This is a genomic window from Kitasatospora sp. NPDC088548, assembly GCF_044753005.1.
Taxonomy (GTDB): Bacteria; Actinomycetota; Actinomycetes; order Streptomycetales; family Streptomycetaceae; genus Kitasatospora.
Genome location: NZ_JBIVMI010000020.1, coordinates 16192 through 35011, shown reverse-complemented (window position 1 = coordinate 35011; position 18820 = coordinate 16192). Strand labels below are relative to the sequence as shown.

The 18820-nt window shown below is 73.5% G+C and carries 23 protein-coding genes; all 23 read right to left on the bottom strand.

Features of this window, described 5'->3' with window-relative positions:
* Window positions 1-82: 82 nt before the first annotated feature.
* The gene (locus ACIP82_RS24220) at window positions 83-796 is read right to left on the bottom strand and encodes a DUF6197 family protein (protein ID WP_400656077.1); all 714 of its coding nucleotides are present in this window, start codon (window positions 794-796) and stop codon (window positions 83-85) included.
* Window positions 797-972: 176 nt separating this feature from the next.
* The gene (locus ACIP82_RS24215) at window positions 973-1458 is read right to left on the bottom strand and encodes a hypothetical protein (protein WP_400656075.1); all 486 of its coding nucleotides are present in this window, start codon (window positions 1456-1458) and stop codon (window positions 973-975) included.
* A 211-nt stretch (window positions 1459-1669) separates the two neighbouring features.
* Complete coding sequence (locus ACIP82_RS24210; protein ID WP_400656073.1) at window positions 1670-2839, bottom strand: hypothetical protein; 1170 nt, start codon at window positions 2837-2839, stop codon at window positions 1670-1672.
* Between the two features lie 372 nt (window positions 2840-3211).
* Window positions 3212-4243, bottom strand: coding sequence for a hypothetical protein (locus tag ACIP82_RS24205; protein WP_400656070.1), 1032 nt, complete (start codon window positions 4241-4243; stop codon window positions 3212-3214).
* A 173-nt stretch (window positions 4244-4416) separates the two neighbouring features.
* The gene (locus ACIP82_RS24200) at window positions 4417-5862 is read right to left on the bottom strand and encodes a phosphoadenosine phosphosulfate reductase family protein (protein WP_400656068.1); all 1446 of its coding nucleotides are present in this window, start codon (window positions 5860-5862) and stop codon (window positions 4417-4419) included.
* A gap of 68 nt (window positions 5863-5930) precedes the next feature.
* A complete protein-coding gene (locus tag ACIP82_RS24195; protein ID WP_400656066.1) occupies window positions 5931-6185 on the bottom strand; it encodes a hypothetical protein in 255 nt (84 codons plus the stop codon).
* Window positions 6186-6345: 160 nt separating this feature from the next.
* A complete protein-coding gene (locus tag ACIP82_RS24190; RefSeq protein ID WP_400656064.1) occupies window positions 6346-6825 on the bottom strand; it encodes a hypothetical protein in 480 nt (159 codons plus the stop codon).
* A 74-nt stretch (window positions 6826-6899) separates the two neighbouring features.
* A complete protein-coding gene (locus ACIP82_RS24185; RefSeq protein ID WP_400656062.1) occupies window positions 6900-7487 on the bottom strand; it encodes a hypothetical protein in 588 nt (195 codons plus the stop codon).
* Window positions 7488-7814: 327 nt separating this feature from the next.
* On the bottom strand, window positions 7815-8327 hold the full coding sequence (locus tag ACIP82_RS24180; RefSeq protein ID WP_400656059.1) for a hypothetical protein: 513 nt from the start codon (window positions 8325-8327) through the stop codon (window positions 7815-7817).
* A gap of 241 nt (window positions 8328-8568) precedes the next feature.
* A complete protein-coding gene (locus ACIP82_RS24175; protein WP_400656057.1) occupies window positions 8569-9393 on the bottom strand; it encodes a hypothetical protein in 825 nt (274 codons plus the stop codon).
* 73 nt (window positions 9394-9466) lie between these two features.
* Window positions 9467-9877 (bottom strand): GNAT family N-acetyltransferase, encoded by a 411-nt coding sequence (locus ACIP82_RS24170; RefSeq protein WP_400656055.1) that lies wholly within the window; start codon window positions 9875-9877, stop codon window positions 9467-9469.
* 41 nt (window positions 9878-9918) lie between these two features.
* Window positions 9919-10389 (bottom strand): hypothetical protein, encoded by a 471-nt coding sequence (locus ACIP82_RS24165; RefSeq protein WP_400656053.1) that lies wholly within the window; start codon window positions 10387-10389, stop codon window positions 9919-9921.
* Between the two features lie 329 nt (window positions 10390-10718).
* Entirely contained in the window at window positions 10719-11339 is a 621-nt protein-coding gene (locus ACIP82_RS24160) for a hypothetical protein (RefSeq protein WP_400656050.1), read from the bottom strand.
* Between the two features lie 83 nt (window positions 11340-11422).
* Window positions 11423-11890, bottom strand: coding sequence for a hypothetical protein (locus ACIP82_RS24155; RefSeq protein WP_400656048.1), 468 nt, complete (start codon window positions 11888-11890; stop codon window positions 11423-11425).
* Window positions 11891-11970: 80 nt separating this feature from the next.
* Window positions 11971-12714 carry a hypothetical protein gene (locus ACIP82_RS24150; RefSeq protein ID WP_400656046.1) on the bottom strand — a complete coding sequence of 248 codons (744 nt, stop codon included), beginning with the start codon at window positions 12712-12714 and terminating at the stop codon, window positions 11971-11973.
* Window positions 12715-12815: 101 nt separating this feature from the next.
* Window positions 12816-13013: a hypothetical protein gene (locus tag ACIP82_RS24145; protein ID WP_400656044.1), complete on the bottom strand. Its 198-nt coding sequence runs from the start codon at window positions 13011-13013 to the stop codon at window positions 12816-12818.
* Window positions 13014-13084: 71 nt separating this feature from the next.
* Window positions 13085-14194 (bottom strand): hypothetical protein, encoded by a 1110-nt coding sequence (locus ACIP82_RS24140; protein ID WP_400656042.1) that lies wholly within the window; start codon window positions 14192-14194, stop codon window positions 13085-13087.
* A gap of 117 nt (window positions 14195-14311) precedes the next feature.
* A complete protein-coding gene (locus tag ACIP82_RS24135) occupies window positions 14312-14827 on the bottom strand; it encodes a hypothetical protein (RefSeq protein WP_400656040.1) in 516 nt (171 codons plus the stop codon).
* 114 nt (window positions 14828-14941) lie between these two features.
* On the bottom strand, window positions 14942-15439 hold the full coding sequence (locus ACIP82_RS24130; RefSeq protein ID WP_400656037.1) for a hypothetical protein: 498 nt from the start codon (window positions 15437-15439) through the stop codon (window positions 14942-14944).
* A 190-nt stretch (window positions 15440-15629) separates the two neighbouring features.
* Window positions 15630-15956, bottom strand: coding sequence for a hypothetical protein (locus ACIP82_RS24125; protein ID WP_400656035.1), 327 nt, complete (start codon window positions 15954-15956; stop codon window positions 15630-15632).
* Between the two features lie 84 nt (window positions 15957-16040).
* Complete coding sequence (locus ACIP82_RS24120) at window positions 16041-16661, bottom strand: hypothetical protein (protein ID WP_400656033.1); 621 nt, start codon at window positions 16659-16661, stop codon at window positions 16041-16043.
* Window positions 16662-16911: 250 nt separating this feature from the next.
* Entirely contained in the window at window positions 16912-17784 is an 873-nt protein-coding gene (locus ACIP82_RS24115; protein WP_400656031.1) for a hypothetical protein, read from the bottom strand.
* 143 nt (window positions 17785-17927) lie between these two features.
* On the bottom strand, window positions 17928-18668 hold the full coding sequence (locus tag ACIP82_RS24110) for a hypothetical protein (protein WP_400656029.1): 741 nt from the start codon (window positions 18666-18668) through the stop codon (window positions 17928-17930).
* Window positions 18669-18820: the final 152 nt, after the last annotated feature.

Sequence of the window (18820 nt, the reverse complement as noted above, 5' to 3'; positions counted from 1 at the left end):
GGCTCCGGCGGTGGGGTTGAGCGTCTGGTCGGTTGGAGGGGTGGGCGGCCGGTTGCCCGGCCGCCCCGGTCGGCGCTGCCGGTCAGCCCTGCTCGGCGGCACGGGCGGCGGCGCGCAGGAACTCCACGGCCCCGTCCGCCGTCCGGCGCTCGGCCGCGCCCCAGTTGGACACGGTGGAGACCAGGTAGCTGTAGGTGCCGCCGGTCCACCAGTCCGGGACCTCGGCCGGGCCGCCGTGGCAGCAGTCGGCCAGCAGGCGCATCGCGCGGTCGCGGACGGCGTCCCGGTCGTCGCACGGGGTGTCGCGGAGAACTCGCAGGGCGAGGTGGAAGGCGTGCGGGACGGTGCACGGGCCGGTCCACTGGTTTCCCTGCCAGGGCGATTCGAACCGGCCCGGCGGGGTGCGGTGCAGCCCGACGTGGCGCAGGTGGTCCGCGGCGAAGTCGAGCAGCCCGGCCGGGGTGGCCGAGTGCAGCTTTCGGGGCCGCCGGGTCGGAGTGGGCAGCTGCTCGGTCAGCAGCTTCTCGGCGACGGCCCGGTGCCAGAGCAGTCCGGCGGTACCGCCGTCCACGAAGGTGGTGACGGCTTCGCTGGCCTCGACCTTCGCCCCCCAGCTGTCGTAGACCCGCACGGTGACCTGCTCGTTGTCGCGCCGCACCATCACGCTGTGCCCGGTGGGGGTGACGGCGTACAGCAGCCCGGTCGGGGCCGCCTCGTCGATCAGCCGGTGGATCTCCGCGACGAAGGTCTGCCGGTTCGAGCCGGCCTTGTCCGCCTGGTCCGGGGTGTGGCTCATCCTGGTCGTCCTCTCGGAGTTCGGGTTGAGTCGGGGCCGGGTGCCACCCCGTTCCGACATGAACAATAATAGCTGAGTTAGCCACTGCCGGCAAGTGGGCAATGGCCCGGGGTGGGCCGCCCCTGGCTCCGCGCCGACGGGGCAGGGCCGGGTGCGGCCGGCCCTGCCCCCGCCGGTCAGCGCCCGACGGCCCGGGCCGCGGCGTAGAGCTCCGCGCCCGGATCGCACATCTCGCTCTCGCGGCTGTCCGTCCCGCCGGTCAGGACGGAGGGGCCGGGCGGCGGGCACTGGGCGCACGGCAGGGCGTGCTCGGCGTAGTCCATGACCGCCTGGAGCTGCTCGTCGGAGGTGAATCCCTGCTCGCGCCGGCTCCGGGTGAAGCGCCGCTCCGCGCCCGGCGCGCCGTGCGGGATGTCCGCCGCGCACGGCGCGACGCTGAGGTGGTCGGCGAAGTCGGCCGCGGTCATGTCCGGGGCCTCCTCGGCCGCGCCCCGGTAGAGGTGTTCGGCCAGCTCGGACAGGGAGCCGGCGAACAGGTGCTCGCTGCCGCCGGCTGCGGTCGCGGCCTCCGCCCGCCAGCCCTCGCAGCTGGTGCGGTGGATACGGGGGTCGCCGGTGCCGGCGTAGACGGCCGTCACGGCAATGTTGGGCGTGGTGGTCATGGTGCGGGGCTCCTCGGGATGCGGGTTGAGCCGGCTCGGGGTGCCATCCCCTTCCGACATGAACAACTGAAGCGCATGTAGCCACCTATCGGTGGACCGGTGCCGGCCGAACCGGCGCCGGGCGCCCGGGGCACGGAGGCCCCGGCCAACTGCTGCGGCGGGGCACCCTGGTGGAACCCGCGTCCAGCGCGGGCCCCACCGGGGTGCGTTCTCAGCGGCCCTGCGCCGCAGTGACCTCGTACTGTCCGTGGTGGGCGTGCCATCCGTCGGCCACCAGTGCCTTCACCCACTCGCAGAGGGTGCCGGGCGCGGGGGAGTGGCCCACCGACCGGAAGTGCGCCCACATGACCCGAACCGCCTCGTCCCCCGCCGGGACCACGTAGAACCCCGTGGTGCCGGGCAGCGGCTCCCAGTCGCCGCAGGCCGCGCCCTGGTGCCCGGCTGCGGCCAGCGCGGCGGCGGCCGACATGACGCGCTCGTTGCCCGTGTCGCTGTACCGGACCCCGGGCGCGGACTCCTTCTCGGTGCCCGGCACCGGTGTCCACAGGCTCATGCCGCCGCCCTCGTGCCAGATCCGTACGGTGCCGCGACCGCTGCTCTCCACCCGGCTGTTCTCCAGCGGGAGCCCCGCCTGGATGGTGGCGACGGCGGCGGGCCAGGAGACGTCGCGGGTGACCGCCGGGCTGTGTCCCGGCACCTCGAACACCTCCTCCCGGAAGCGCCCCCGGTGCGGCAGCAGCGCGAACGCCGCCATGCGCAGCGTGCCGGAGTTCCAGGGGTGGTTGGAGGTGAACCCGTCCGGGACCGCGAACGGGGACCAGACCTCCTCCGGGGGGCTGGAGTGGGTGGGGCTGTACTGCCTGTCGGCGATCCAGATCGCCCCGCTCCCGTCCACCACTGCGCGGTGGCCGCGATCCGCCGCGACCGCCACGGCCGCGCGGACGTCTGCAGCGGTGCCGAAGCCGAGCATCCCCTCCTCGCCCGGACCCCAGAAGTGGAGGTCCCAGCGGTTGTGGTCCGGTACCGGCACCGGGGCCGGGGCGGAGGCCAGGACGGCGTCCGAAGGGAGATCGGCGGTGTTGTCCGCCGCGGCGCGAGGGTCGAGCAGCAGCAGGGCGCGGTGGTCGGAGGCGTACCGGACCGCGAACCGCTCGGCCAGCAGGAAGCGGCCGACGTCCCGCAGCCACCCCTGCTCCGCCGCGGCCAGCAGGCACGGGGAGGCACCGTCTTCGGGCCGCTTCCAGGCGACCCGCACGGTGGCCAGCGGCGAGAACCTGTCGCTCTTGTGGGGCGGGCCGACCCGGGCGTCGGTGAAGCTGGCCCTGTTCTCCAGGATCGAGCGGACCGATCGGACGCCGGGCCGCCGGGTGGTGGTGCTCAAGGGGGTCTCCTTCGGAAGGTGTTCGGGTTGAGTCGGCGTCGGGAGCCACCCCGTTCCGACATAGACAACTATAGCGCAATAATCCACTATCGGCAAGCGGTGTGAGACCCCCTTGCGCCGACCACTCCCGGGTACCGACCGCCGGCATCCTCCAACGGCCCGCCGCCGGCGCAGCGGGCCGCCCGCCGCTCGGCCGCGGTGGCCGGCCGAAGCGGACGCCCGGGCGCCGGCGTCCCGGCCGGAGCGGCGGCCGGCCGCCGAGCGGACCGCCCGCCCACCCCGCCGGGTGCTCCTAGCGTCCGGTCGCGGGCCGGACCGCCACCAGGCAGTCGTACTGCTGGGTGACCCGCCAGGTGTCCTCCAGCGTGACCCTCACGCCGTCAGGACGTCGCTGTTGGGCAGGCCGATGATCCGCCCGTCCACCGCCAGTACGATCCGCACCGCGCCGTCCCCGCCCGCGGGCTCCAGGTAGAAGCCTTGCCGGACTCCGGGCCCCGGTCTCCGCAGACAGCTCCGGTGAACCCGGCCGCCACCAGGTCCCGCGCGGCCTCCTGGACGGCCTCCGACTGGGCGTCGAGGAAGCGCGTGCCGGGCGCCGCAGCGAACTCGGTTCCCGGGACGGGCGTGCGCACCATCAGCCCGCCGCCCCGGTGCCACACCCGGACCGCGCCCCGGCCGTTGCCCTCCACACGGCACTGCGGTATCTCCAGCGCGCTCTCCACCGCCGCCACGGCCGCCGACCACTCCACCCGGCGAGAACGGGACGGCTCGGCACCCGCCTTCTCGTAGAACTCCTCGGTGAACAGGCCCCGGTGCCGCGCAGTCCTCCCGGACCGTGCTGTTCCACGGGTACGTCCGAGCGAACTCCGACGGAACGGCGAAGCGCTCCCACTTCACCGGCGGGGCCGTGTGCTCCGGGGAGTAGAGCGTCGCGCCGAACCAGATCGAGCCGTCCCCGCCGACGACGGCGGGCACGTCCTGCTGCGCGCTGTACGCGATGGCGTCGCGGACGTCCTCGGCGCTCCCGATGCCATTCAGTCCCGCGTACCACTCCTCCCAGAACATCCGCATCCAGCGGTGGTCCGCGGGCACCGGCATCGGGGCCTGGTCGAGCGAGCGGTCCGACGCCGGCACGGGGGCCGGCTGGTCGCGCAGCACGGCCTTGCCGTCGACCACGGCCTCCACCCACGGGTCGATCAGCAGCAGGGCGATCCGGTCCTCGGTGTAGCGCACGGCGTAGCCGTTGGCGACCAGGAAGCGCCGGACGTCCTCCAGCCACCCCAGGTTCCGGCCGATCTGCAGGGCCGTCGACTCACCGGGCGCTGCGGCCGGGGCGGAACCGGCGACGCGAACGGTGGCATCGACCGGGGCGTTGTCCCGCTCGCGACCTTGCCGATCCTCCACTGGCCGAACTTCCACTTCTCGTCCAGGAGGCGGCGGACGGACGGGACGTCCGGACGGACGACCGGGGCGGTGAGGGCGTGCGCCGGGGACGTGCTGGTGTTCACTGGGACTCCTTCGCGCAGAGCGTGCGGGTTGAGCCGGTCCGGGGCGCCACCCCCATCCGACATGAACAACTATAGCGTATCTAGCCACCCGTAGCGAGTGTGTCTCTCCGCTCCGATCCGCCGCCCCCGGGGGTCAGGCGGTGAACAGCAGGAGCTGGCCGTGGGCCCCTGCTGCTCGGCGGGCCCGGCCAGGTTCCGGCGGATCGCCAGACCCACGGGCATCCGGCGGTACCAGCTCCGGCGGCGCTTCGCGCGACGCCCGGTGCGGGCCGGCCCGGACTTCGCCCGGATGTCCGCCACCGACAGGCCGTGCTTGAAGCTGTGGCCGGTCGTCTCCTCGGCTTCGACGTAGTCGTCGGTGAGCCGCGGGCTGAGGCCGGCGGCGAGCACCAAGTCGCCCTCGGTCGCCAGCACACACAGGCGACAGCTAAGCCTGCCAGCCCCAAGGTCGTAGGCCCAGTGGTATTCGATCCGCTGGTCGCGGATCGTCTCCCAGATCTCGCGGTCGCTGTACTCGAGGACCGGATTCCAGCGGATCACCGTGCGGCGGCTGTTGCTCGCGGCCCGGTCGATCATGAACTCCGGCTTGCGGGCCCGGCCGGAGGACTCCGCTGCGCGCAGCCCCAGGCAGTAGTAGACGATGACGTGCTCACCCGGGTGCTCGCGGCGGTGCTGGTCTACCAGGGCCGTGACGACCTTCATCCCCTGGGAGGTCTTCTGGTCGGAAGTGCACCAGCGTGCCGAGCTGGAAGGGAACTTCCCGCGTTCCTGGAGCAGTTGCTGGTACAGCCCGCCCTGAGGGCGCTCGGTCACGATCACCGGCACGCCGTAGCGGGCGGACTGGCGGTGGATCAGGTCCTTGGTGCCCGGCCACTCGATCGGCTCGCCGCTGTCCGTCGTGCCCAGGGAGTTGTAGATCACCACGGCCTTGTGCAGGGCGCCCGCGGCCTCGGCCTCGGTGCACACCTTGTGCTTCATGACCGACGAGTCCTTGCCGCCGCTGCTGAGCAGCGCCAGGACGTGCCCCTTCTCGTACGGCGAGTGCCGGCCGGGGTGGATGGTGAGCCACCCGATCGGCATCCGCGGCGGGTCGGCGCGGTGGGCGGCCTCCGAGAGAGCGGCCACCTGGTCCTGCGGGTGGGCGAAAACCGACCACGCCTGGATACGGCGACGCCAGCGGGCCGGGTCGGTGCCGGGCTGCTCCCAGAGGACGGCCGCCAGGTGGCGGACGGCTTCGGGGACGTCGCCGATCAGGCGCAGCGGGTCCAGCCGGCGCGCGGTGAACTCCTCGGCCTGGTCGTGCTCGTCGTCGCCGGTGAAGGCGGACCAGGCGTCCGCCCGGCGCCGCCACAGTGCCGGGTAGTCGTCGGGGTGGGGCTCGGCCCCGATGTGCTCGGAGAGCAGGCGGCGGGCGACGGCGGGCATGTCGGCCGGCCAGTCGGCGGCCCGGACGCGGGCGGCGAGCCGCCCGGCGGCGAAGCGCAGCGCGCGTCCGATGCGAAGGGGGGTGGACACAACTCTCCTCGGAGGATGAAGTGACGGGGCGAACGGGGGTGTCCGGCCTCGGCCGGACACCCCCGCTTTCAGGCCCAGGTGGGACTACCGGGGGCGTCGAAGCAGGTGCAGTTCTCGGCCTCGCCGACCGGGTGGCCCTGGCAGCGCGGGAGGTTGTCCCAGGGGGCGGGGAGGCACTCGACGCCGCCGGCGGTCAGGATCTCGTCGAGCTCCTCCCAGATCACGCGGACCGGGTGGTCCGCGGGCAGTTCTCGGGTGGCCTCGGTCAGGGCGGCGTGCAGCTCGTCGGTGCCCATGCCGTCCAGCTCGTCTTTGGTGGTCACGGTGGTCCTCTCGGTGGCGGGTCGTCGCAGGCCGGGTTCGGCCCGCGGAAGGGTCGTCGCATCCGGCCGCCGGCGGCCTGGGAGTTCGCGGGGCGGCTGCCGGGGCCGGCGGTGCGGTGGTGGCGTGCGGGCCCGATCGGACCTGCACGCCGGTCGGCCGCTAGACGGTGCGGCGCTCGTACTGGCCGAGGTGCGCCCGGACCGCGACTCCCAGCAGCTCGTTGCCGGGGCCCGCCAGCCACTGTGCGACGGTGGTCTCCTCGGGCAGGGCGGCCAGGGCGTCGGCCAGCTCGGCGGCGCTCATCAGGGGGGTTCCGTCCGAGTTGCACTCGGCCCGGTAGGTGCCGATGTCCGGCACGTGGCCGATGTAGAGCCCGGTGTACACGGCCGGGAAGGGGTCCATCCAGAGCTCGAAGACGGCGCTGGGCGCGGCGTCGATCAGCGCAGCCTGCAGGTCCTCCGGGTCGATGCCGGATTCGACGTCGAAGTACTTGATGCCGAGGGCGAGCTGGCCGTCGGCGATTTCCGGGAACTCGTACTCCAGGTCCAGGCCGTGCTCGGCGAGGGTCTGCAGCACGGCGGGGTGCTGGTCGGGGTCGGCGGCGTGGACGAAGACCTGCAGCGGCGAACGGTCACCCATGACGGGCTCCTTCGGTTGGTGGAAGCGGGGAGGAGGGGGCCCGGGGGCTGCGCGGGGCAGCCCCCGGGAGGTGGTCAGGCGGAGGGGGAGAGCGCGGCGAGGAGGGCCAGGGCCTCGAAACCGGTCAGCTTGGACGCGGTGACGGTGACGCGGGCGTCCGCGCCGGGCCCGCTGAGGCGGATCGCCACGGCGGCGGCCTGGTGCCACACCGGGGTCAGCTCGCTCGTGAACCGGGCCGGTGTGCGGTGCTGCTCGGTGCCGGGCCACGGGGCGCGTCCGGTGGGCCGCAGCCCCCGGACGCTCTCGGCCAGGATGCGGGCGGCCAGTCCGTCGAAGCCGCGCGCGTCGCTGAGGCTGAACGGGTCCTGCGGGCCACGGTCGGTCTTGCGCAGCTCGTTGAGCACCTGGACCGCGACGGGGAGCGGAAGGTTGGTCAGCTCCACCTCGTGCCCGCGCAAATCGTTGGCGGCCACGGTCCACTGGCCGCCGATGCCGCTCTCCCGGTCGCAGAAGTCGGTGCGGTGCCACAGCGGGGCGTCGGCACCGGCGTGGGTGCTGATCAGCGCCATCGCAGGGGCCAGCATGCGGGCGGCCAGGCGCTCGTGGTTGCCGTTGCTCTGGGCCGTCCTGTCGATCAGGTGGGCGGTGAGGGTCGCGGGCATGGGACTCCCCTTGGTTCGGAGGTTCGGGTTGAGCCGGTCCGGGGTGCCACCCCCGCCGACATGAACAACTATAGCATGTTTAGCCACCATTGCAAGCGGGGGTGCTCCCGCTGGGCCGGTCAGGACAGGTCGAGCACGTCGGTTCCTTCGGTGTCGAAGCCCGAAGCGGCAACCGCTACTCGCTGCGGGAAGTTCCGGGCAGCGGAATAGAGCGGTGCTTCCCCGCGGTGGTGCGCCGCCGGCCACCCCGGACGGAGCCCGCGCGGCGTCCAACGGCGCCGGTTCCGCTCGACGCCGGCGCCGCGCCCGGTGTCCGCTGCGCCCGCGCTAGTGGGTGAAGACCTTCAGCCGGTGTCCGCTCGGCAGCAGGGCCTGCGCGCGCCGGCCGTGGGCGGCGGTCTCGGCGGGAAGGCCCTCGACGGCGGCGGCGACGGCGGCACGCCGGTCGTCGTCCCCCTCGGCGAGCAGGGCCAGCAGCACGCGGATGCCGTCGGGGGTCTCGGTCACCGTGAGGTCGCCCACTCCGCGCGGGTCCAGGCCGGCGGCCCACGGGGCGATGGCCTCCAGAGCGAGCGCCGTGTCTTCGGTCGTGGTGGTCCTCCCGGAAGGCGCTGAACGGTCCCACGCGGTGGCGACCGCCAGGGCGATGACCGGCACCCCGCCGACCGTGCCCTGTGCGTGGTGGCCGTAGTCCTGCCCGGTGCGGCTCATCATGTCGAGGCGGGTCGTCACGTCGGTGAGGAGGCCGGCCATCGTGTCGACCATGGCCATTCGGTCGGTCATCGGGACGGTGCTCGGGGTGCCGATCTGGATGGCGCCCTCGGGGAGGGTGATGCTCACCTCCACCGGGGGCAGGGGGCCCTCAGCAGCGAAGCCGCCGTCGTCAGCAGATGGGCAAGGGGGAGGTCCATGCCGAGTTGTCCCGTTCTCGAGTGCTGGCCGCTGCGGCGGTGGCCGGGGCGGAAGAGCTGAAGTGCGGACCGGCGGCCGGGTCGGACCAGAGCAAAAATAGCCGACGCGGCCACCGTTCCGGACGCCGAGCTCTCGCTCCCGCCCGGGCGGGTGGAAGCGAGTACACGGCTCAGAAGGTCAGGGCGAGCTGCTTCGGCGCCTTCAGTGCGGCCTCGACATCGGATCGCCAACTCAGCGCGTAACGACGGCAGTTGCGGCAGTCGGGGGCCGTGTGGACGCAGTCGGCGTGCCGGACGGTGCGGCGACGCGCGCCCATCGACCAGGCGTAGGAGTCGGCGCTGCACAGGTGGTGCCCGTACCGGCGGAGCCCTTCGGTCTTGATCCCGAAGCCGTGCAGTGCGTACCCGCGCCCGGCCAGCGTCGCCAGGATGTGGCCGGTCGCCACGGTGCCCTGGCGTCGGCAGACCGAACCGACCCCGACCAGGAACGCCGCCGTGAGGTCGACGCCGGCTTCCTCGAACATGTCGGCGTGCCGCAGGTAGTCCTCCAGCGACTGCCCCTGGAGGATCGGAATCCACGGCGCGTGCTCGTACTCCCGGGCCAGGTAGAGGTAGGACTCCACCGTGAACTGCTGGTGCTGAAGGAGACTGAAGCCGCTGCGGGCGAGGATCTGCGGCTCGGTCATCCAGTCCTGCACCGACACGAAGTCGGGCGGCGCGCCGAACTCGTCCATCAGCCGGTAGACCATGCCGCCGTACTCGTCCGGGTCGAGCAGGAACTCGCCGTGGTCGGAGATCTGGGAGAAGCCGGCGCTGTCCAACGCCCAGCGGCACCGCGCGGACGGGAAGCGCTCGCCCCTGCTGCGGTAGCGCCGCAGCGCGTTCGCCGAGACCATCAGCGGAACCCGGGAGTCCCTGGCCCAGTGAGGCGGTGCGCCCAGATAGAACGTGGGACCGGTCTGCTCGGTGACCGCGGGTGCGTCGACGACGGACAAGGGTGCTCCTCGGAAGTACGGGTTGAGTCGCCCGGGGGGCCAACCCCGGGCGACATCAACAATAATAGCACAACTAGCCATCATCGGAGGGTGTGCGGACACCCTTCCGGTCGATCGCCGCTGCGGTGCGCAGCATGCGCTGCTCGGCGCCGGCCCGGAAGCCGTGGCGGGAGTACCAGGCGGCCAGGGCTTCGACCGGGAGTCCGGTCGAAGGCGGCCATCCGTTCCCCGACGGGGCGAACGGATCGCAGGACAGTGCGACGTCGCGCCCGCTGTAGCGGGCCAGCACGGAGGCGAGCAGCAGCGTCCCCAGCCCCCGGCCCTGGTAGCCCGGGTGAACGGCGATCTCCGCGATCCACACCTCGTCCTCGCAGTCGATCGCGTTGGCGAAGCCGATCACCTCCCCGTCCACGTGCAGGGCCACCTGCTCCTCGCGTAGCTCCGGGAACGACTGCCAGGACGGCGCGGGCGCCGATGCCCGCATCCCTTCGGGGGTCGACCCTCGGTCGGCGGCACCGGGCCGGTTCACGGCAGGCACAGGCCGGAGTGGTCGACGGGCCGCGGGCAGCCGTCGACGCACTGGTGCCCGTCCGCGGCCTGCGCGGTTCCGATCTTCTCGTGGCAGCCCGTGCACAGCGCGGGCGCGCCGGCCAGCTCGGACGCCCGGGCGAGGAAGTCCACACCGCCGCACTTCTGGCAGGCATCCTCGGTCGGCGGCTGGCGGACGGCGCTCTCCCCGTCCGGGAAAGGGAAGGTGAAGGTGAACATGTCGCCGAGGAAGGTGATGCTGTTCCCCTCGATCCGGCACAGGCCGGCCTTCGGCCACTCCGTCCAGGTCCTCGCGGTGTCGCCCTCGCGCTGGGACCGGATGCGCTTGGGGTTGATCTCCACGACGGTGCGGGGGCCGGTGCGGTGGGGGTGCAGATGGTTGACGACCTCGAAGGTGGCGCAGGCCGCGGCGCGGCGCTTGAACTCGGCAAGGCTGATCTCGCCCATGAGGGGCTCCTTCTCGTTGGGTGGCCGGCCCGCTCGGAGTGGCGGGCCGGAGATTCGGTGACGGCGTCGGCGACCGGGCCTGCCGTCCTGTCCGGGGTGCAGCGGTGGGGCGCTGTGGTGCTTGGGTCCGCTATGCTGACGGCAACGAATCCTTCGTGTGCCGCGGTTGAGCTCTGCTCCCGCCGGCGGCTCCGGATGGTTCGGGTTGAGCGATCGGCGGTCGAGGCATGCCAAGCTGCCCGCCCGGGTGCCGTCTTCGGACGGCGGTCGGCGGGCCCACCCCCGGGTGGACGGCCGCCGCTCGTATGCCCTCGTTCGGCCCGCCGGTGCTACCTCGGTACCGCGCGCCCCGGTTCCAGGGACAGTGGCATCCGCGTCTGCCCGGTCACCATCAGCGTGCGGATGTCGTCCACGCTCTCCGTGCCGTCGTCCCAGCGCACCAGCGCGGACCAGTCGCCGGACGCGAAGCGCCGGTACTCCAGCACGACACCGGAGTCGTTCCGGGCCCCGCCCTGGTGGACCACGTCGGTCAGCGGTGCGGCGGCCGGGTCCTGGAGGTGGCGCACCGCGCGGACGGCGGCCACCAGGGCGTGGCGCTCCTGCCCCGGCTCCCCCTCGGTCACCTGGGACCGGACGGCGAACGACTCGACATCGAACCCGGCCCGCAGGCCGATCCGCTCCACGGCCCGGCGCAGCGGCGCGACGCCGTCGGCAGGGGCGAAGCACAGCACCTGGTCCGTCCGGAACCCCCCGCGCAGCTCCAGGGGCTCTCCGTCCTCGCGCCGCTGCGCGGCGCCCGCCGGGCGGATGGTTCCGCCCCAGCCGGGCCAGCAGTCGGCCTCCACCACGAACTCGGCCCGCCCACCGCCGGCCAGCCAGACGCGGGCGGGCGGCTCGAAGGGGACCAGCTCCAGGAAGCCTGGGGAGGGGGTGACCGTGTGCTGCGCCATGTCGGCTCCGATCTCGGGTACGGGTTGAGACGGGACCGGGCGCCACCCCGATCCGACATTAATAATTATAGCAGACTTAGCCACTATTTGGAGGTGTGGTGAACACCTTCCTGAACCGGGCCGACGGGCCGGTAGTCGGCTTCGACGAACCACTGCTGCGACCCCTCGTCGCGGACCACCAGCAGGGTGCCGCGCGTGCGGGCGGTGTTGTCCGCCGCGGCCCTGCTCGGCCATCGCGAGAGATTGCCGATCCGGCCGTCCGGGCCGGCCACTCCCCACTCCCGGCCGTCGTCGGTCGCGGTGGTGCAGTGCACCGTCTGCCCGTTCAGCGTGATGTGCACCGGCGCATCGGCGTCCGGGCCGAACAGGTCGGGGTCCGCCTGGTCGGTGTCGATCGAGATCCGCACGTGGCCGTCCTCCCGGTGGAGGTAGAAGTGGACCATCACGCCGACGACTTCGCCGGCGGGCGGCCCGTCGGCGTCGCCGGGCTGATGCGGGTAGAACGTGGCGCCGCGGTGCGCCGCATCACGGAGTTCGTCGGGGAACAGCATGGTCGTCCTCCTCGGGCCGGCGCGCGGCCGGCGGTCGTTGGTGGCGGGGCCCGCGCGGTGCTGCGCGGACCCCGGGGCGGTCAGCGGGTGCGGTGGGCCCAGCGGGGGCGCTCGACCTCGGGCTCCTGGCCGCGCACGTACTCGGCGCAGGCCCCCGGTGCCTTGAACGGCTTGTACGGCCGGTGCTCGGCCGGGGCGTGCTCGCAGGTGCGGCACAGCGGAACGGCGTTGTACCACCCGGCGGGCCAGTAGGACGTCCAGCGGTCGCGCCAGCCCTCGCCCTGGGAGGTGACCAGGAGCATGCCGTTCGGCCACTTCTCGACCCGGCCGCCGGAGTGCTCCACCAGGAAGGCGATTTCGTGCCGGGCCCGGGCGGCGGAGTAGGTGACGGGCTCGGTCGACCCGTGCTTGGCCAGGGTCGCGCGCTCGTAACCGACGGCGTGGTCGGCGTCGGCGGCCCCGGCCTGGACGGGCTCGCCGAGCAGCGGGCTGTCCAGCGGGCCGCGCCAGTCGAACCGGCCCGGCCGGACGGTGACCGACCGCAGGTCGGCCGCGATGGTGAGCTCCCACGGGTGCCGGAGCAGGGCGCGCACCACGGTGCGGCACTCGCGGGCGGTCATCGGCAGCGGGTGCATAGTGACGGTGACCGCCGCCGCGTCGCCGGTGGCCAGGTAGCCGCGCCGCCGCCCCTGCTCGGGGCACTGGCGGTTGAGTGCGGTCTCGGTCAGGCCGAAGCCGGCCAGGGCGGCGGCGACCAGGCGGCGCGCGGTCGCGGCGGTGTCGGTCCGGTAGGGGGTGGAGGTCGTGGTGTCGATGGTGGTCACGGAGAACGTCCTTCGGGTCCGGGTTGAGCCGGGCGGCGTGCCACCGCCGCCCGGCGGGAGATGCGTGCGTCAGCGGTCGGTGGCCGACGGCCGGAGCGTGATCACGCCCCGGACCCGGCTCTTCGGCCGGGGGGTGGTGGCTCCCTCGGCCGGTGCGGCCGGAGCGGTGTGGCCGGTGTCTCGGTGGCGGCCTGGAGGGCCGTCTCCGGGCCCTTGTTCAGGACGGCGGCCCGCTCGTAGTGCTCGTCCGCCCGCACCTGCCAGAGCGCGGCCCCCTCGATCGCGGTCTCAAGATCCACGGTGCAACCTCCGATCGGCGGGGGCGGGCCATTCCCGCCCCCGACATTGATAACTATAGCAGAGGTAACCATCATTTGGGGAGCTGTGAAAGATCCGTTCCGGCCGGGGCGGTCAGCCGCCCGCCGCCCTGCTCGAACCGCAGGGCCGCACGCTCCGAGACCAGCAGCGCGGCCCGCGCCGACCTCGCGTCGTACCACCAGTCGGTCGCCTGCCGCACTGCCTTCTCGATCGCCTCGGCCTCGATCGCGACAGCGAGCATCGCGGCGGCCGGGTTCGAGCTGCGCCCCTTCTCCACCGTGGCCAGGATCTTCAGGGCCCGCTGCGCCCGCTCCCGGGCCTCGGGCCTCTTGGACAGGCCGGACAGTTCGTCGCCGACCTCTCCGCCGAGCAGCCGGCGCGCCTCGTGCTCGGCGGGGTCGCGGTGGGAGAACGGCACCGGCGGGAACGCCGCGGCCGTCTCCTCCTCCGGCCGCACCACCCTGGGCAGCTTCGCGCCTGGCAGCGACCAGCCGGGCCCGCGGCCGTCCAGCGGCTCCAGCCGGAACCGGATTCCGTACGGCGGCGGCTCCTCGACGCGGGCCACGACCCGCAGGGGCTCGCTCCACCCGCCGCGACCCTCGTACTCGTAGCGGACCACCTCGCCCACCGACAGGGCCGACTCCCCCTCGTCCAGCCGCCAGCCCGCCGGGACGGCCCGCAGCGGCTGCCGCGCCCGCTCCTGCTCTTCGCGGAAGTCGACAACGCGCACCAGGCGGTCGACCGCGTCCAGCCTCCGGCGCTCCCCGCCCTCCTGCTCCTTGTCCTCCCCGTCCAGGTGCAGGTACCAGGAGGACCGGCCCTGCTTGAACACGTACCCCCGCAGGCGGCCGTCGACCTCCACCGGGTAGCGGCCGTGCTCGTTCAGCCGGCCCAGCGTCGTCCGCTCCTGGCGGGCCTGCCGCTCCTGCTCGTCCTGCTGCGCCCGGACGGCCTCGCGGAGCTCGCGGGCACGGCGGTTGGACTCTTCGGTCAGGGCGCGGTTGCGGTTGCCCAGCTCGGCGCGCTCGGCCCGGGGGAGGGGGCCGCGCAGTCTCTGGTGCAGCTCGGCCAGCGCGGCGGCCAGCTCCTGGTCCTGCATCTGCCGGGGGTCGGGCAGCACGTCGGCTGTGGTGGTGCCGGCGTCGGTGGTCTGGGTGCTCATCGGTTGATTCCTTCGGGGTGGTGCCCGCCCGGCGGCACGGGGCCGCCGGGCGGGCGGGGGCTGGGGTGTTGAGCGGTCAGGGGGTGGGGCGGGCGGCGTGCGCGGCCCGAAGCGCGGTCACGGGTGGATTCGACGGCCCTTGGTGATGGAAACGCGGCGCACACAGCACTTCAGCGGCTTGTTCGTGGCGAGGCTGTGGAGCCGGTAGCGCGGGTCGGGCCCGTCGTAGTCGGCGCAGCACTTCTCGACCTTGCAGATGTACGCGCGGTAGACGCCGCGCCACCCCCTGACGCTGCCGTGATATGTGACCAGGGAGCCGTCGGGGATCACCTCGGCCGCCGGGCGCAGCGCCACGACGTCGGCGACCGGTGCTGCGGCGACCGGCGCCGGTGCGGACGTGCTGCCGACGCAGACCCACTGTCCGTCCCAGTGGCTGGGGCGGTAGGCGACCGTGTCGCAGGTGGAGCGCCAGTCCTGGCCGGGCGTCGCGGCGCCCTCGAAGCCGAACGCCCGGGGCTCCCCGGTGCGGGGGTGGGCGGCCACGGCGGCGCACTGGAAGAACCGCACCAGCTGGCTGTCCGGGAAGGTCTGGATGTAGGTGTGGCCTGCCTGGAAGAAGTCCGCCTCGGTCACGTCTGCTCCTTGCTCGGGATGTTCGGGTCGAGTCGGCCGGGGTGCCACCCCCGGCCGACATGAACAATAGTAGCAGTGGCAATCACTATTGTCGAGCTGCTTCGACTGCCGCGATCACTCCGCGAGCATCGCCACCGTCCGCCGTGCCGCCGTGCAGCGGCGGCCGTGGTGGTAGTTCGCGGCAAGGTCGGTGGCGGGAAGGTTCCGGTAGTACTGCAAGTCGGCCCACGGGGTGGCCGGCTGCCGGGCCGCCAGCCACTGCGCCGCGACGTCGATCTGCTCCCAGGTGAGGCCCGGTCCGCCGTGCCATACGCGCGGGTTCGACAGGTGGCGGTCGAGCGCGGCCAGTTCGGGCGTCTCGGGCGGCAGGTCCGAGAGGTCGGGGACGGCGACGACGTACCGGTGGTGGGCCTCGGTCGGGCGCAGCCGATCGGTGTAGGGCCCGGGGCCGTCCCAGATGATCTGCGTGGTGCCGTAGTGGGTGGAGGTGCTGGCGGAGTACAGGTGTCGCCACTCGCCGTCGACGTGCACGTCCAGCGTGGGCGTGAGGATTCGGGCCGGGATGGTCACCGAGGGCCGGCCGTCGATGATGGTGGTGCGGGGCGTCGTCATGCTGCTCCCTTGCTCGGGGTGTTCGGGTCGAGCCGTCCGGGGTGCCACCCCTTCCGACATGAACAATAGTAGCATGCTTAGTCACCATTGCAAGCTGGGCGGTCTCCGCTGTGGGGCGGGAACGGCGGACGGTTCCGGGTGGACCGCCGGGCTGTCCCGTCGGCGGCGCCGGTGCCCGGTCGCGCGGCGATCAGAACAGACGGAGGCAGCCGGGCTGCTGCGCCTCGGCCTGGGCCATCGCGGCGGCGTCGCGCCCGCCCCGAAGGATGATCAGCTCGCGCTTCAGCAGGTGCATCTGCCGGCCGGTCAGACCGCCCAATCCCGCATCGAGCAGGAACCCGTCGACCTGGTCCACGGCGTCGTCCGGGTGGTCGAGGGACCACGGTGCGCCGTCCAGGACGGATGCCTCCTGCCCGGTGATCACGACCGAGACGGAGAAGGCGCGTCCGGCCGGGTCGAAGGCGGGGACCACGTGGACGGTGCTGGCGACGACGAACGGGGAGCCGCTGGTGGGCATGGTTGAACTCCTGGGCTTCGCAGGGGCGCTGAACGGATCGGCTGCCGGGGCCGGCCGGAGCGGTGGCCGCTCCGGCCGCGGTCCTCATCCCATCGGGACGGTGCGGAAGTAGAAGGAGGGGAGGACGGTCAGCAGCGGCGCGGCGTCGGGGTGCGCGTCTTCGGGCCGGTACCCCTCCGGGGCCATCGCGGCGTTGGTGAGCAGGCAGTCCACGCCCAGGAACTTCCTGCCGATGTACTGGGAGGCGAACACGGTCTGGGGCAGCCACGACTGGTCGGCGTCGCGCCGGGCCTGGCGCAGCATGGCGTCGTTCAGCTCGTCTGCGGTCGGCGGCAGGGCGTCCTCCTCGCGCCAGCGCCACACCGGGTCGGTGCCGGGGCCTGGGATCGGGTTGTTGCGCACCACCCAGTGCACGAACACCAGGGTCGGCCCGTTGGGCCACAGGCCCGGAGCGCGGCCGGTGGCGAAGTACCGCTCGTACTTCAGGGTCGCGCCCCGGTAGCGCCACACCAGCCGGAACTCGCACCGCCCGCGTGCCGCGTCCGCGCCGAGCAGCACCACCCACCCGTCGCCGGTGTTGCCCTCCTCGGCGGGGGACCACTGCGCTTCGGCGTCCCACCCGTGCCGGTGGGCGTAGGCGACGACGGCGCGGACCTTGGCCGGGGCCTTCGGCGCGGCCGGGACGGCGGTGGCGGTGTCCAGCACAGGAGCTCCTTCGGTCGTGGTGGTGGCGCGGTGCGCCAGGGGTGTGGGTTCCGTGGCGCCGCCGGGGGCCGAGGGGGGGAGGGGAGGGCCGCGCCCGGCGGTGCCACGGACGGGCGCCCGGAGGGGAGGGCGGGCGCCCGGTCCGCGGTGTCGGGGACTCGCCTTCCCGACATGAACAATAGTAGCAGCTCTAGCCACTATTGGCGAGTGGAATCCCGCACCGTACGGAGCGGCCCCCGCTGCCGGACGGTCAGCCGTACAGGTGCGCCAGGAAGTCGGCGGACCACCACGCGCGCCGGACGTCCGCCGGGAGCGGGTCCAGGGCGGCCACTGCCCGCTCGGCGTACTGCGCCGCGTGCTCCGCCAGCCGGAACCCCTCCGACAGCGCGTCCTGGTGGTCCGCGCCCGGATCGTCCATCTCGGTCAACGCGACCCACCGGTCGGTGCGGCGCTGCGCCGCGGCGATGGCCTCCAGCGCGGTGACCGCCGGCTCCGGCTGCCGGTAGGTCGCCAGGACCTCCTTGGTCATGTCGACGATGATCCGGGAGTGGCCGTGCTCGGCGGCGGCCCGGAGCGCGGTGTCGTGCAGGTTCTGGACGATGGTGCCGTTGAGCACCACCTGCCACCGGCCCTTCGGGCTGGGGGCGTGGACGGTGCACCACAGCGGGGTGCGCCCGTCCGGGCCAGCCTGCCCGGCGAGCGCCGCCGGGATCGGCATCGGGATGTACGGCTGGTCGGGGTCGTCCCCGTCGGGCACTCCGGCCGCGGCCTTGGCGACGGTCCGTTCGTCCGGCTCCCACGTGAAGCCGGTGCGGGTGACGGCGACGCGCACCGGGTCGGTGCCGTCCAGGGCGGCGGCCACCAGGGAGGAGTGGAACGCGACCCCGGGCCGGGCCTGTCGGCAGATCTCGAAGAACTCGGCGAGCTCCTCGACGAACGCGGGCGCGCCGACGGCCCCGGCGCTCGCCTGGACGCCGGCGACGACGTGCCGCTCCTCACCCGCTCCGGGGAGTGTGAGCAGCTGGAAGTGTTCGGACTCGCTGATCAGCGATCCGGTGAACGCACTCAGCGGGACGGCCGGCTGGGCGGAGATGCCTCCGACCGCCTGGATCTCGATTGCCACGGGTCTACCTCCTGGATACGGGCCCGGCGGCGAGCGGGCCGCCGGGCCTGGTGATGGTTTCGGGTGCCGCCGCCGTCGGTGGGCCGGTTGCTTGCGGCGGCGACCGGGGGCCGGGCGGTGGCAGGGACCGCCCGGCGCCGGGGCTAGTCGGCGGTGAGCAGCGGGGCGTGCTCGTCGCAGACCGGGACGTGGATGCGGTTCACGTCGAGCCGGAACGCCGTGGCCAGGTGCCGGTCGCGCCACACCCCGTCGACCCGTCCGGACCACGCGCACAGGTGCGCCGTGTCCTTCGACAGGTGGATCACGTCGGGGCTGTCGGCGGTCAGTTCGTACGTTCCCGGCGGAAGGGCGGGGACGTACTCGGGGATGCCCAGCCGCAGGAAGGACGGGTCGCGGAACAGGCGGGTGATGGCGGCGTCGCCGGTCGGCTCGGTGAACCGGGTGCGCACGTGGTTGAACCAGCCCTGCGGCTCCCGGGTCCACTCCACGTGGCCGTGGCGGACCACGTCTCCGACGTTGAACAGCGTGGGGATGCCGCGCTCGTCCGGGTAGGGGCTCGGCGGCAGGCTCGCCGGGTCGACGTGGCGGTCGGCGGCCACATCGAACACCGTGTGCCCGTGCTCGCGGAGGGTGAACGGGAACTCCCAGTACAGGGCCGCGTGGTACGAACCGGCCTCGACCGAGGGGCGCACCACCCGGGACGTCCAGACGTACTCACCCCGACCCAGGTGCTCGATGGTCAGGACGACGGACTCCTCCCCGCCCCGGGCCAACTTGACGTCGCCGGGGCGCAGGTCCCGCAGCCGCATCGTGGCGGTGCCGTTCGGGCGGACGGCCGCCCCGCGCTGGGCGGGGGTCATCGGGGTGCTGGCGCTGGTGGGCATGCTGCTCCTTGCTCGGAGTGTTCGGGTCGAGCCGTCCGGGGTGCCACCCCCTTCCGACATGAACAATAGTAGCGCACTTAGCCACTATCGGCAAGCTGGGGTGATCGCTTCCGTTGGGGCAGGTCGGGGAATCCGGCCGCAGCGACCGCCCG

Coding starts and splice junctions, on each gene's coding strand:
- ACIP82_RS24130 (WP_400656037.1), bottom strand. CDS start 15,439: ATGACGACGCCCCGCACCACCATCATCGACGGCCGGCCCTCGGTGACC.
- ACIP82_RS24185 (WP_400656062.1), bottom strand. CDS start 7,487: ATGCCCGCGACCCTCACCGCCCACCTGATCGACAGGACGGCCCAGAGC.
- ACIP82_RS24220 (WP_400656077.1), bottom strand. CDS start 796: ATGAGCCACACCCCGGACCAGGCGGACAAGGCCGGCTCGAACCGGCAG.
- ACIP82_RS24160 (WP_400656050.1), bottom strand. CDS start 11,339: ATGGCGCAGCACACGGTCACCCCCTCCCCAGGCTTCCTGGAGCTGGTC.
- ACIP82_RS24155 (WP_400656048.1), bottom strand. CDS start 11,890: ATGCTGTTCCCCGACGAACTCCGTGATGCGGCGCACCGCGGCGCCACG.
- ACIP82_RS24140 (WP_400656042.1), bottom strand. CDS start 14,194: ATGAGCACCCAGACCACCGACGCCGGCACCACCACAGCCGACGTGCTG.
- ACIP82_RS24170 (WP_400656055.1), bottom strand. CDS start 9,877: ATGCGGGCATCGGCGCCCGCGCCGTCCTGGCAGTCGTTCCCGGAGCTA.
- ACIP82_RS24215 (WP_400656075.1), bottom strand. CDS start 1,458: ATGACCACCACGCCCAACATTGCCGTGACGGCCGTCTACGCCGGCACC.
- ACIP82_RS24110 (WP_400656029.1), bottom strand. CDS start 18,668: ATGCCCACCAGCGCCAGCACCCCGATGACCCCCGCCCAGCGCGGGGCG.
- ACIP82_RS24190 (WP_400656064.1), bottom strand. CDS start 6,825: ATGGGTGACCGTTCGCCGCTGCAGGTCTTCGTCCACGCCGCCGACCCC.
- ACIP82_RS24165 (WP_400656053.1), bottom strand. CDS start 10,389: ATGGGCGAGATCAGCCTTGCCGAGTTCAAGCGCCGCGCCGCGGCCTGC.
- ACIP82_RS24125 (WP_400656035.1), bottom strand. CDS start 15,956: ATGCCCACCAGCGGCTCCCCGTTCGTCGTCGCCAGCACCGTCCACGTG.